At 45.8% G+C, this 13,690-nt stretch carries 9 protein-coding genes; 3 read left to right on the top strand and 6 right to left on the bottom strand.

Annotation, left to right across the window (positions count from 1 at the left end):
* Nucleotides 1-2 precede the first annotated feature (2 nt).
* The 3 genes from pyrH to rpsB form a co-directional block, all read right to left on the bottom strand.
* Entirely contained in the window at nt 3-713 is a 711-nt protein-coding gene (gene pyrH / locus AOC20_RS02630) for a UMP kinase (RefSeq protein ID WP_215361212.1), read from the bottom strand.
* Nucleotides 714-898: 185 nt separating this feature from the next.
* Complete coding sequence (tsf, locus tag AOC20_RS02625) at nt 899-1,783, bottom strand: translation elongation factor Ts (RefSeq protein WP_215361208.1); 885 nt, start codon at nt 1,781-1,783, stop codon at nt 899-901.
* Nucleotides 1,783-2,532: a 30S ribosomal protein S2 gene (gene rpsB / locus AOC20_RS02620; protein ID WP_215293857.1), complete on the bottom strand. Its 750-nt coding sequence runs from the start codon at nt 2,530-2,532 to the stop codon at nt 1,783-1,785. The genes tsf and rpsB overlap by 1 nt, the downstream gene beginning before the upstream one ends.
* A 268-nt stretch (nt 2,533-2,800) precedes the next feature.
* Between rpsB and map the strand changes: the two genes are divergently transcribed.
* Genes map through AOC20_RS02605 form a run of 3 tightly spaced genes read left to right on the top strand, consistent with a single transcriptional unit; the run spans nt 2,801 to nt 7,050 of the window.
* Nucleotides 2,801-3,637, top strand: coding sequence for a type I methionyl aminopeptidase (gene map, locus AOC20_RS02615; RefSeq protein WP_215361206.1), 837 nt, complete (start codon nt 2,801-2,803; stop codon nt 3,635-3,637).
* Nucleotides 3,638-3,640: 3 nt separating this feature from the next.
* Nucleotides 3,641-6,247 (top strand): [protein-PII] uridylyltransferase, encoded by a 2,607-nt coding sequence (locus AOC20_RS02610; protein WP_215361203.1) that lies wholly within the window; start codon nt 3,641-3,643, stop codon nt 6,245-6,247.
* 2 nt (nt 6,248-6,249) lie between these two features.
* Nucleotides 6,250-7,050, top strand: coding sequence for a bestrophin-like domain (locus AOC20_RS02605; RefSeq protein ID WP_215361201.1), 801 nt, complete (start codon nt 6,250-6,252; stop codon nt 7,048-7,050).
* A 16-nt stretch (nt 7,051-7,066) separates the two neighbouring features.
* Here AOC20_RS02605 and ligA read toward each other — a convergent pair whose 3' ends face one another.
* From ligA to smc, 3 genes are read right to left on the bottom strand one after another with little or no spacing between them, the layout of a single operon-like run.
* Nucleotides 7,067-9,082: an NAD-dependent DNA ligase LigA gene (gene ligA / locus AOC20_RS02600; RefSeq protein WP_215361199.1), complete on the bottom strand. Its 2,016-nt coding sequence runs from the start codon at nt 9,080-9,082 to the stop codon at nt 7,067-7,069.
* A 9-nt stretch (nt 9,083-9,091) separates the two neighbouring features.
* Entirely contained in the window at nt 9,092-10,165 is a 1,074-nt protein-coding gene (locus AOC20_RS02595) for a cell division protein ZipA C-terminal FtsZ-binding domain-containing protein (RefSeq protein WP_251373138.1), read from the bottom strand.
* Nucleotides 10,166-13,687 carry a chromosome segregation protein SMC gene (smc, locus tag AOC20_RS02590; RefSeq protein WP_215361197.1) on the bottom strand — a complete coding sequence of 1,174 codons (3,522 nt, stop codon included), beginning with the start codon at nt 13,685-13,687 and terminating at the stop codon, nt 10,166-10,168.
* Nucleotides 13,688-13,690: the final 3 nt, after the last annotated feature.

Below are 13,690 nucleotides of genomic sequence, written 5' to 3'. Positions count from 1 at the left end.
TATTAAACGTGCACCAAAGTACCTTCAGGCTCACCTTGCACTACACGCATCAATGCGCCTGGCTTGAGAATTGAAAATACCTTGATTGGTAACTTACGATCACGGCACAAAGCAAATGCTGTTGCATCCATGACTTGTAGATTCTTGATTAAAGCTTCGTCAAACGTAATGGTCTTATATAACGTTGCGCTTGGATCTTTTACTGGGTCAGCGCTATAGATGCCATCTACCTTGGTTGCCTTGAGCATGATCTCAACACCCATCTCGGCACCACGCAGAGCAGCTGCGGTGTCGGTAGTAAAAAATGGATTACCGGTTCCTGCTGCGAAGATCACTACTTTACCCTCGCCCATCGCACGAATCGCACGCGGACGAATATAGGGCTCAACTACTTGATCCATACGAAGGGCGGATTGCACGCGCGCTTCAACACCCTTTTGACGCAATGCATCTTGCAATGCCAAGGAGTTCATCATGGTTGCCAACATACCCATGTAATCGGCAGTTGCACGATCCATTCCAGCAGCACCACCAGCAACCCCACGGAAAATATTGCCACCACCGATCACAATTGCTAGCTCTACCCCGCTATTCACAACATCGGCGATTTCCTTAACCATGGAATCGATGGTGACTGGATTGATGCCAAAAGCATCATCACCCATAAGGGCTTCACCAGATAGTTTTAAGAGGACTCGTTTGTAGGCTGGCATGTTTTCTATTTTCCGTAATTTGCCAAGTAATTTACTTACTTAGCTTATTGATCTTTAAGCACTTTTTAATATCTCCGCCAAATTATAAAGGGCTTGGGTGGGATCAAAGAAAAGGGCACAGAAACTAAGGTTTCCATGCCCTTTTGGGTATTACCAACAAGTGGGGCAAGCCCCGAACTGGCTAATTAAGCAGTTGCTTTAGAGGCGGCAGCCACTTGTGCAGCTACTTCAGCCGCAAAGTCATCTTGACGCTTCTCAATGCCCTCGCCTACAACAAACATGGTGAAACCCTTGATTGTTGTATTTGCAGCCTTGAGCATTTGCTCAACAGATTGCTTGTCGTTCTTCACGAAAGTCTGGTTCAACAAAGAAACCTCTTTGAGGTACTTCTGAATAGAGCCTTCAACCATCTTTTCAACGATTTCTGGTGGTTTGCCAGATTCAGCAGCTTTTTGAACCGCCACACTACGCTCAACAGCAATCGCTTCAGCAGGAACGTCAGCCATAGACAAAGCTACAGGCTTCATTGCAGCAATATGCATTGCAACGTCTTTAGCAGCCGTTTCGTCGCCTTCAAACTCAACCATGACACCGATACGAGTACCGTGGAGGTAAGAAACTAACTTATTGCTACCTGCGAAACGCTTAAAGCGACGTGGCATGATGTTCTCGCCGATCTTACCGATCAATGCGCTACGAACTTCATCAACTGTTTGACCATTCATTGGCAAGGCCAACAATGCAGCAACGTCAGCTGGGTTCTTTTCAGCAACCAACTTGACGCATGCATCAGTGAATGCCAAGAAGTCATCGTTCTTAGAAACGAAATCAGTTTCGCAGTTCACTTCCAACAATGCGCCAGTAGTGCCATTGATAGAAGAAGCAACAATACCTTCAGCCGTTACACGAGAAGCTGCTTTACCAGCCTTGCTACCTAGCTTAACGCGCAGAATCTCTTCTGCACGAGCCATATCACCATCAGCCTCAGTCAAGGCTTTTTTGCACTCCATCATCGGAGCATCAGTTTTGGCACGTAATTCGCCAACCATTGCAGCGGTAATAGCGGCCATTATTCAGCTTTCCCTTCTTCAACGAACTCTTCTTCGCCTTCTTTAACTGCTGTCAAGATTTCTTGTACAGAGTTTGCTTTGCCTTCGAGGATTGCATCAGCAATACCGCGTGCATAGAGGGTTACAGCTTTGCTTGAGTCATCGTTACCAGGGATGATGTAATCAACACCTTCTGGTGAGTGGTTGGTATCTACAACAGCAATTACAGGAATACCAAGCTTGTTCGCTTCGGTAATAGCAATCTTGTGATAACCAACGTCCACTACGAAAATCGCATCAGGAACGCCATTCAAATCTTGAATACCGCCAAGTGCTTTTTGTAACTTATCGAGATCACGATCATTAGTCAAAGCTTCTTTCTTAGAAAGCTTTTCCCAGTCGCCAGCTTCTTTAGCAACTGCCATGTCTTTCAAACGCTTGAGGGAACCTTTAACAGTTTTAAAGTTAGTGAGCGTACCGCCCAACCAACGGCTGTCGATATAAGGCATACCAGCACGAGCAGCTTCTTCAGCAATGATCTCGCGAGATTGACGCTTAGTACCAACAAATAAAATCGTGCCACGGTTAGCAGCAACTTGTTTTGCAAATTTCAGGGCGTCCTGAAACATTGGCAATGTTTTTTCCAAGTTGATGATGTGGATTTTGTTGCGATGACCGAAAATAAATGGGGCCATCTTTGGGGACCAGAAGCGAGTTTGGTGACCAAAATGGCAACCGGCTTCCAGCATTTGACGCATAGTTACTGACATAACTTCTCCTAAGGGTTCTTTCTAAAGTTGAGTCCTAGCTGCGCTAAAAAACGCCACCCTGGAAGGCTCAACTCGCGATTTCAAGTCCAAAATAGACCTGAGACCAAAATTATAGCTTAAATATCAATGCTCTAGCCAGGGTCACCCCCACTCAAATAAAGGGCCTGATGCTCGAAATAGCCCTCAGATAGTCTAAAAACGGGTTAATTGCCTAATTTTTAGGCAATATGGTCAAGCCAAAACCTTCCAAGTCGTTGATAATCAAGGCATGAATAGTGTATTTACCGCAGAAAAAGACATCCTCGGGATGCGCGAAGCTGGCCGCTTAGCCAGCGAAGTTCTCGATCATGTAGCCCCTCACGTCAAAGCAGGAGTGAGCACAGGCGAATTGGATCGGATTTGCCATGAATACATGCGCGACGTCCAAAAGACCATCCCCGCGCCATTGAACTACCAACCGCCAGGCTACCCTCCTTTTCCGGCATCTATCTGCACCTCAGTAAATGATGTGATTTGTCACGGCATTCCTGGAGACAAGATTCTCAAAACTGGTGATGTAGTCAACTTAGATATCACTGTTATCACGCCTGATGGTTACTACGGTGACACAAGTCGCATGTTCATGGTGGGTGAAGTTTCTGTCATGGCAAAACGTCTTACTCAAATTACTTTTGAATGCATGTGGCTTGGCATTGCTCAAGTAAAACCAGGTGCATCACTTGGTGACATCGGTCACGTCATTCAGACGCATGCTGAAAAAGCAGGTTACTCAGTAGTACGTGAATACTGTGGCCATGGCATTGGCAAAGTGTTTCATCAAGATCCACAAATTCTTCACTACGGCAAACCTGGCACTGGTGAAAAACTGGTGGCTGGCATGACTTTCACAATTGAGCCCATGATTAATGCTGGCAAGCGAGATATTCGCACTATGCCCGATCAATGGACTGTTAAAACAAAAGATCGCAGCTTGTCAGCCCAGTGGGAGCACACCCTTTTAGTCACTCAAACTGGCGTTGAAGTACTTACTTGGTCAGAAGGCAGCAACCCTCCCCCTGACTGCGTAAAAGGCCTTTCATTTAGACCCGCGATAACAACTGCTTAATCAATGGAAACAGCGCAGTCAGCCAACATGAGCAAAACAATTGTTGATGCTGCAAGTCTTCGTGCTGCTCGAGAAATTGCTTATTCAGAATTCAAAAAATCACAGTCCGTAGGTAAACTCACGAAGCAACTTACTAAGCTGAGCGATCAACTCCTTAGTCATTTATGGAATAGCTGCGGCTTAAATAATGAAGCTACTTTAGTAGCGGTTGGAGGCTACGGTAGAGGCGCTTTATTTCCTTACTCTGATATCGATATATTGATTCTGCTTCCAGCGGATGAAGAGCAAGCCAGAGCTTTATCCAAGCAAGTGGAGCAATTTATTGCAAGCTGTTGGGATGCCGGATTAGAAATCGGCGCCTCCGTCAGAAATGTTGCGGAGTGTATTTCTGAATCCGATCAAGATGTAACTGTGCGCACCTCATTACTTGAGGCGCGACTCCTTTGTGGCAAGAAGTCCTTATTTAAAGACTTTGCAAATGCTTTTGAAGTCGCAATGGATCCCAAGGCATTCTTCCAAGCTAAACAGGCCGAACAAATTCAGCGTCATTACAAGTATCAAAATACCCCCTACTCCTTAGAACCGAACTGCAAAGAAAGTCCTGGAGGTTTGCGTGACCTACATACGATCTCGTGGGTTAGTAAGGCGGCTTTACTAGGCAACACCTTCAAAGACCTCAATGAGGCAGGCCTAGTTACCCAAAGAGAGCTGACTGAACTCAATCGCAATCAACGCTTTTTAGAGACTCTGCGCGCTAATTTACATTTACTCGCGGGGCGGAGGCAGGATGTACTCGCCTTCGACTTACAGGCGGCGCTTGCAGCATCGATGGGCATCAAAGAAGAATCGTCGCGTCAAGCAAGCGAAGCCATTATGCGTCGCTACTATTGGGCAGCCAAAGCGGTAACTCAATTAAATGACGTTCTCTTGCAAAACATTGAAGCCCTTCTCTTTCCACAAGAGTCCAAAACAATTCTTGCTATTCCAGGCGAAGGTAACGAGCACTTTATTGAGCGCCAAGGTGTATTAGACATTACTGACCCTCAGCTCTATCAAAAACATCCAGAGCAAATTCTGAGAACCTTCTTAGTATTTGCTCAAACATCGAATGTCAAAAGCCTATCCGCAACTATCTTTAGGGCACTGTATAACGCCCGAACCAAGATGGATAGTAAGTGGCGCGCTGACCCCATTAATAGAGCGCTCTTTATTGAGATCTTGAAACAACCTGAAGGCGTGAGTCGCGCTTTCCATCTCATGAATCGCAGTAGCGTATTAGGTCGCTATCTTCCCGCCTTCAGAAGAATCGTCGGACAGATGCAGCATGACTTATTTCACGTCTACACCGTTGATCAACACATCCTCATGGTGTTGCGTAATGTGCGCCGCTTCATGGTTGTTGAGCATACTCATGAATTCCCATTCTGCAGCAGTCTCATCGCGCACTTTGAGAAACCTTGGCTGCTTGTTATTGCAGCCCTCTTCCATGACATTGCCAAGGGACGCGGAGGTGATCATTCGCAATTAGGTAAAGCAGACATGCGTAAGTTTGCTAAGGACCATGGTCTCGATAAAAAAGATACCGAGTTATTAGTTTGGTTAGTTGCTGAGCATCTCAATATGAGCCAAACAGCTCAGAAACAAGACATTACCGATCCTGATGTAGTGAAAGCATTTGCCAAAAAAGTAGGCGATGAGCGTCATCTCACTGCACTTTATCTATTAACAGTTGCCGATGTCCGCGGTACTAGCCCTAAAGTTTGGAATGCCTGGAAAGGCAAACTCTTAGAGGATCTCTATCGCGCAACACTCCGAGTATTGGGTGGAGCAAAGCCTGATGCATCTTCCGAGTTAGCCCAGCATCAAGAGGAATCAAAAGCTAAATTACGGCTGTATGGCATCAACGATGAATCATATGAAGATTTATGGAAGCAGTTAGACGTAGCTTTCTTCTTAAGACAGGATTCATCCGATATTGCATGGCTTACGCGCCACCTATATAACAAGGTGAACAGTGATCAGCCAATTGTGCGAGCAAGGTTGTCACCAATTGGTGAAGGCTTGCAAGTTGCCGTCTACGTAAAAGACCAAGAAGATCTGTTTGCCCGAATCTGCGCCTACTTTGAGAGACACGGCTTCTCAATTTGGGATGCGCGCATTCACACAACGCGTCATGGCTATGCTTTAGACACTTTCCAAATTTCTGGCAGTAACTTGGTAGATGAAGGTGGCAGCTATCGCGACATCATTCAGCTAGTCGAGTTTGAATTAACCGCAGCCATTACTAACAGTGAACCTTTACCCAATCCAAGCATGGGTCGCCTTTCAAGACAATCACGCACCTTCCCGATTCAACCACGGGTACACATGGTTCCAGATGACCGCGGTAGGTATTACACACTGGCGCTATCAGCAAGCGACCGTACAGGCCTCCTGTACACAATTTCTAGAGTGTTAGCGAAGCATCAGGTATCGATTCATACGGCCAGAATTAATACGCTTGGCGAAAGAGTAGAAGACGTTCTGCTCTTAGATGCAGCTAACTTGGGCAAGAATCCTAAACTGCAGATTCAGCTAGAGACAGAGTTGTTAGAAGCTTTAGGGGCTTAATTATGTATTTAATAAACCTTATCTACGTTAATCATCTTGATGCTCCGGCATGGTTGGTCTGCTTGCTTGCAGTGTCAATCTCCACGGCTCTAGCCATAATTGGATTGCTGGTATTTAAAAAAATATTTCCAAACGCATTGAATAAAGCCAACAATGACTGCATTAGCTTGTCCCTGAGTACAGTTGGTTTGTTTAGCTCCGTGTTGATTTCACTCATCGTTGTAAGTACTTGGAATTTCTATACGAGTGTTGATCAGGGGGTAAACCAAGAGGCTCACGCTGTGGAGGATTTCTATAAAGCAGCTCAAGGCGTTTCTGAGCCGACAAGATCTCTATTGATAAAGGATGTTAGAGAGTATGTAGATGTGGTCATTAAAGAAGAATGGCCTGCAATGAATGCAAATCAAGCCGTAAGCGATAAAGGAAGGCTTATCCTGATGCATAGCAATGATGCGTTGCTTCAATTTAAAACTAATAACTTAATCATGGCAAATACCCAATCTAAGGCGCTAGATAGATTAAGCGAGCTTTTTGATGCACGTAGAGACAGAATTATTTCTACCAAAACTCCTGTGCCAATGGTTATATGGATGGTGATGTTTCTATCAGCATTTTTAACTATTGCAGTGAGCTATCTGTATACAGCTGAGAGCGTTACGATGCATGTGATTGTAACGGGCTTTATTACGGCCTCACTAGCTGCAACACTATTCTTAATTGTTATTTTTGGGCACCCATTCCAAGGTAGCATGCGAATTAATCCAGATACATTTATTAGCTTTCAGCAGCAAAATCTGAAGTAAAACAAAATTTACTTAATTAATTTAGCAAATCGAGCATCGCCGCTTCATCAATTACCGGAATACCTAATTCTTCTGCTTTAGTTAGCTTGCTACCAGCATCCGCACCGGCAACCACATAATCAGTTTTCTTGGAGACAGATCCTGCAACTTTAGCGCCTGCTTTTTCGAGAAGATCTTTAGCTTGATCTCTTGTCATCGTTGGGAATGCACCTGTCAGAACAAAAGTTTTACCAGCTACTGCAGTGCTAATGACTTTTTCTTCTACAGCGAGCTGCATTCCGGATGCCAGCAGTTGCTCAATTACTTCACGATTGTGAGCCTCTTGCATAAAGCTCGTGATCGAGTCTGCAACTACAGGGCCAACATCTTTTACTGTTAACAGGTCTTCGAGATTTGCATCCATTAATGCATGCATGGACCGGTAATGATTGGCCAAATCTTTCGCCGCGGTTTCACCTACATGACGAATACCCAAGGCAAATATAAATCTTGCTAGCGTAGTATTTCTGGATTGGTTAATTGCTTGAATGAGGTTATCTGATGACTTCTCGCCCATACGTTCAAGATTGGCTAGCGCTGTGAAGCCTAATCTGTAGAGATCTGCTGGAGTTCTAACTAGGTTGTTGTCTACCAACTGATCAACAATCTTTTCGCCCAAACCCTCAATATCTAGAGCTCTTCTGTGAGCAAAGTGAATTAAAGCCTGTTTGCGCTGAGCACCGCAGAAGAGTCCACCACTACAACGAGCTACCGCCTCATCTGCCAGACGCTCAATATGAGAGTCACACACAGGACAGCGGGTTGGCATTTGAAACTCTTGCGTGTTTTCAGGACGACGATCCTTGATCACTGATACCACCTCAGGAATTACATCCCCCGCCCTTCTGACTGATACCGTATCGCCAATGCGCACATCCTTGCGCTTAACTTCATCTTCGTTGTGTAACGTAGCATTAGTGACAGTGACTCCACCAACCTCTACCGGAGCCAGTCGCGCTACCGGAGTAATTGCTCCTGTGCGCCCTACTTGCACATCAATACCCAACACTGTAGTGAGTGCTTCTTGAGCAGGATATTTATGGGCAAGTGCAAATCTAGGGGCTCTTGAGACAAAGCCTAACTTAGCTTGCTCGGCAAATGAGTTCACCTTATAGACAACGCCATCAATGTCATACGGCAGTGAATCCCGCTTGGCACCAATCTCGTTATAAAAAGCTAAGATCTCTTTTACTGAGTGCAACACTTTGCGCTCAGAGCACACTGGTAAACCCAAATCTGCATAGGCATTAAGCAACTCTTCATGAGTTTTGGGTAGCCAAGACTGCGGCTCTAGGGCGCCTAATCCATAAGCAAAGAAAGAAAGTGGTCTCTTAGCAGTGATTTTCGAATCTAATTGACGAAGGCTACCTGCTGCAGCATTACGGGGGTTGGCAAATTCTTTCTCACCCAATTCTGCTGCTTGGCGATTCATTTTTTCGAAGTCCTTGAGGTACATAAAGACCTCACCACGCACCTCTAAAACCTTCGGAATATCTTTGCCAGTGAGTTTGAGTGGAATGGCTCGAATCGTTTTGATATTGGCAGTAACATCTTCACCGCTGGCACCATCACCACGAGTAGCTGCCGTTACCAATGAACCATTCTCATAGCGAAGAGAAATTGCTAGGCCATCAAACTTCAATTCACCTGCATAAGCAACATGATCTGAATGAAGTGCCTCACGGCAACGACGATCAAAAGCAATAAGCTCAGCATCTTCAAATGCATTATTTAGAGAGAGCATTGGTACTGCATGAGTAACCGAATCAAATTCTTTTAATGCAACCCCACCTACGCGCTGAGATAAAGATTCTGGAGTGATCCATTCAGGATGAGCAGCCTCAATCTCAAGCAATTCTCTGTAGAGACGGTCATATTCAATATCGGGAAGAAGAGGATTATCCAGAACGTAGTAAGCATGCTCTAGACGAGCAAGCTCTGCCTGTAGAAATGCGTAACGCTCCGCTAAATTTGTCGGACTAGTGGACGACAAAGTAATTTCCTAGCTAAATAGTCTGCTAGCTGTAGAAGATCCAGCAGGAACGCCGGATTTCTCAAGATTGGCATAGAGAATATCGAGGTGCTGACGAATACTAATGACAGCAGCTTCACTTAAGTTAATGCCATTGTCATCTACCAGGCGGCCGTGAGCAGCTTGTGCGATTTCAACGCCCTCGGCAAGCATTCTTTCAAATGCACGCTCATCCTGTGGAACTAAAGGAACCTCTAGCAATAGGGTTACTTGGGTTACGGATTTATTCGGATCTAAATCAGCGCTGGTGAAAAGCACGATGCCCTTGCTTTGATATTCATACTGACGACCATTACGAGACAGCTTGAAACCACGTTGACGCATCAAAGCATCGAAGTTACCCCAAGGACATGGCTCATCAAACAATATATTGATACTCAATTGAATATCACTCTCGGCAGCCATCACATCTAGTTCTTTAGCGCCATCTAGCATGGTGCTTACGCTAGGCATATCGATTTGCGACCCCAAAGTCTCGGCAAGTGCTTGAGCGCGAGAACAAAAATCGGATAACTCTAGAACACCAATCGGGCCTTTACGGCTAGCCAACTGAATAGCCAGCTGCAAATCTGAGTAGCTTGAGTCAGGATGAAGCTCTTCCCAATCTTCAGCAACATCTAAGTTGGCATTTAAGCCTTCACACATCCAGCGTGCAGTCGATTGAGCCTCTAGATCTGTCCAGGCATTAATTTCTGCCAAGATTTCTGAACCACTAATACCTTCATCAAAGCGAAGTGTGATGACGCAATCAATACGGGGATCAATGGCAAACTTTTCTGGGGCAGAAATCGTTGGGATAGATTCACCGAAACTAGGTTCAGCTCGGCCAGAAGCATCGCCATCTGCAAAACCTTGACCAAAAGTAGGTTCACGTGCAAAACGATCATCTAGAGAATATTCATTTTGCTCTTTGGCCTTACGGCGAGCCCGAGCGTACTTAATATTCAGAATAGCCACTGCTATCAGAATTAATATTCCTATAACGGCCAGCGCAAATTGCAAATCTGACAAACCTAACATCGTCATGATTTGTTCTACGTACACTTAGGCGGCCTCTACCATTGAAACAGCAGAAGAAATATCTACCGCAACAATGCGGGATACGCCCTGCTCTTGCATTGTGACACCAATCAATTGATGAGCGATTTCCATAGTGATCTTGTTATGTGAGATGAACAAAAACTGTGTCTTATCTGACATTTTGGCGACAAGATTTGCATAACGCAAGGTATTTGCATCATCCAATGGAGCGTCAACCTCATCAAGCAAGCAGAATGGTGCTGGATTTAAGAGGAAGAGTGAGAAGACCAAAGCAATCGCTGTCAAAGCCTTTTCACCACCGGAGAGAAGGTAAATGGAGCTGTTCTTCTTGCCAGGAGGCTGGGCCATGACTTGGACGCCAGAATCAAGGATTTCTTCACCTGTCATTACCAATTCAGCGTGACCGCCACCAAACAACTCAGGGAAGAGCTTGCCAAAGTGGGTATTCACCTGATCAAAAGTACCCTGCAATAGATCGCGGGTTTCTGCATCAATCTTAGCAATCGCATCTGTCAAAGTCTGCATCGCTTCGTTCAAGTCAGCAGACTGCGCATCCAAGAACTGCTTACGTTCACGTGAGCTAGATAATTCATCCAATGCGGCCATATTGACTGGGCCCAATGATTGAATCTCGGCATTCAGGCTATTGACTTCGCTCTGCAATGCACCAACTTTCAGGTCTGTGCTGAAGTTGGCTTCAAGCGCTGTGAGGTCAGCCTCGGCATCAGACAACAGGGTAGCAAATTGCTCAAAGTTCAAACGAGCAGCTTGTTCACGCAACTGCAAATCCACTACCTTGTCACGCATTGGCTGCAAGCTACGCTCTACTTGCATGCGAGCCTCATCGGCTTCACGTAATTGATGCAATAAGGCATCTTGTTCAGTACGCGCATTGGCTAAAGCGGCTTCGCGAGCACTACGAGCCAATAACAAGCCTTGTAATTTATCTTGCGCCTCTTCATCACTCAAAGTTTCTAGTTCTTGAGCGGCGGCATCATGCTTATCCTGAATCTCCATGATCTGAGTACGTGCAGTACTTTGATCGCGCTGCAAATCAGCAATACGCTGCTGGAGTGAACGTGTTGCAAATGCTGCCTCTTGCGCAGCCATTTCAGCGGCACGCAGTGACTCACGCAAACGATCGCGCTCTTCAGTGGATCGCTCTAATTTTTCCTGGGCAATCTGTAAAGCTTCTTGCAAACCTTGTTTGGACTCTTCAGATTCATTTAACTCAGCGGCAGATTGCTCTTGAATCTGAGCTAATTGCTCCATTTGCTGGCGTAATTCGCTTAACTCACCCTGAATCTGTGCAGCACGATTACTGTATTGCTCTTCAGCTTGAGTTAGCTGCATTCTTTCTACTTCAAAGCCATGCGCTTCTTGAACGGCATGCTCAGCATTTTCACGTGCCTGCTCTGCAGCTTGATGTGCTGCTTGGTAGTTAGCAACACATTGGTCTAACTCACCCTTCAATTCGCTTTGCATCAGTTGTTGTGCACGCAACTGCTTCTCAAGACTTTCCATCTCTTGCGCACGCGCCAACATACCAGCCTGCTCAGAGTCAGCTGCATAGAGCTGAACACCAACACGGCTTACTAAGTGACCTTGTTGAGTCACAAATGCACCACCAGCCGGTAATTTTTCACGGCGATGTAAAGCATCTTCAAGACTGCTAGCAATGTAAATATTGTCTAACCACTCTTGCAATACTGAGGTGAGTCTTGCAGCACCAGCACTTTGTACGCGACTCAATAATGGCGTGAAGTCGGCTGGAGCAGAGGTATGTGCTGGCGTAATTTCTTCGGTAAGCAAAATTGCCAAACGGCTAGGAGGCGCATCATTAGCCAAAGCCAATGTTTCTTGTACGCTCTTGGCGGTAACAGCGGCTAATCGTTCGCGCAATACAGATTCCAAGGCAGCTTCCCAGCCGCTCTCTACTTTAAGCTCCTGCCAGAGGCGCTTACTTTCTTTAAGACCCTTACTTTCCAGCCAAGGTCCGATCTTGCCTTGAGCCTGAACGCTCGCTTGCAAAGCAGTCAATGCAGTAAGCTTAGCTTCGGTCTGAGCAAGATCTTGATTTGCTACTTGAATTTGTTGTTGTGCAGTATTACGCGCTTCATCGGCAGCAGGAACACGTTGTTGAGCTTCACCAGCACGCTGCTTGGCTTCTTCCACTTTGCGTGCAGCCATTGCCTGACGATCAATCGCCATCTGCAATGCTTCAGCATCAGGGCGACGTAAACCGTCAAACTCACCAACTAAGCGAGTCTCGCGCCCTTTTAGCTCATCAGATTGAGCTGACATTGAACGAAGGCGCTCACCCAAACTAGCTAAACGCTGTTCAATTGATGCTAATGAATCACGGGCACTATTGAGTTCACGTGACGCATTTTGATAAGCCTCTTCGCGACCAGGCATCTGCTCTTGCAAACCATTTAAATCTGCTAAGAGTCTTTGTTCTTTTTCGGCAGCTAACGACAGCTCATGCTCTGTTGTGCGTTGCGCTTGTGCTGCATCTGTTTCTTGCACTGTCCAGCGTTGTAACTGTGCTTGTAAATCTTGAGTTTGTTGCTGCAAACGTTGACGCGCTTCTTGCACGTAATGAATCTGTGATTCAACCTGACTTACATCAGAATTAGTCTGATACAAGTCACCTTGCGCTTGCGAAACTTTATCTTGTAATGCGTACTGCTGAGTACGCATAGTCTCTAATTCAGCCTCGGCATGACGCAGCTTTGCGGTCTGCTCCTCTAGGCCAACCTGGGTGTCGCGGATGCCATTGGCATGACGCTCTTGCTCTTTACCAGCCTCGGTCTGACGCACAAACCACAATAACTGCTGTTGTGATTTCATCTGCGTAGAAAGCTCGGCATGACGCTCAGCAACAGTGGCTTGTTTTTCTAAGCGAGTGAGCTGCTGATCAAGCTCCCGCAAGATATCTTCAACGCGAGTTAAATTTTCGACAGTGTCTTCTAAACGGGAAGCAGTTTCTTTGCGACGCTCTTTGTATTTAGAAACACCCGCTGCTTCTTCCAAGAACACACGCAACTCTTCTGGTTTGGCTTCTAAGATACGGTTGATCGTACCCTGTCCAATAATGGCGTAACCTCTTGGACCCATACCAGTGCCCAAGAAAATATCTTGAATATCTTTACGACGGACTACTTGGTTATTCACGTAGTAACTGGAATTACCATCACGTGTCAAAACACGTTTAATACCTAATTCTGTAAAAGCGCTCCACTGACCTTGAGCACGACCTTCAGTGTTATCAAAAATGAGTTCAACACTAGCGCGGCCAGATGGCTTACGTAAACCTGAACCATTAAAAATAACGTCTTGCATGGATTCGCCGCGCAATTCGCTGGCACGAGATTCGCCCAAAACCCAGCGGACGGCGTCAATAATGTTTGACTTTCCGCAACCGTTAGGACCCACAACGCCAATTAATTGGCCAGGCATTTCAAAATGGGTTGGGTCGACGAAAGACTTAAAGCCGGAAAGTTTGATGGATTTCAGTTGCACGGC

The sequence above is a fragment of the Polynucleobacter ibericus genome, from assembly GCF_018687955.1.
GTDB lineage: Bacteria > Pseudomonadota > Gammaproteobacteria > Burkholderiales > Burkholderiaceae > Polynucleobacter > Polynucleobacter ibericus.
Note: the sequence above shows the minus strand (reverse complement) of the source record. Positions and strands in the feature narration are given on the sequence as shown.

Bases quoted from the DNA above. Each gene is read 5' to 3' on its own strand.
- pyrH (WP_215361212.1), bottom strand. From the start codon at position 713: ATGCCAGCCTACAAACGAGTCCTCTTAAAACTATCTGGTGAAGCCCTT.
- tsf (WP_215361208.1), bottom strand. From the start codon at position 1,783: ATGGCCGCTATTACCGCTGCAATGGTTGGCGAATTACGTGCCAAAACT.
- rpsB (WP_215293857.1), bottom strand. From the start codon at position 2,532: ATGTCAGTAACTATGCGTCAAATGCTGGAAGCCGGTTGCCATTTTGGT.
- map (WP_215361206.1), top strand. From the start codon at position 2,801: ATGAATAGTGTATTTACCGCAGAAAAAGACATCCTCGGGATGCGCGAA.
- AOC20_RS02610 (WP_215361203.1), top strand. From the start codon at position 3,641: ATGGAAACAGCGCAGTCAGCCAACATGAGCAAAACAATTGTTGATGCT.
- AOC20_RS02605 (WP_215361201.1), top strand. From the start codon at position 6,250: ATGTATTTAATAAACCTTATCTACGTTAATCATCTTGATGCTCCGGCA.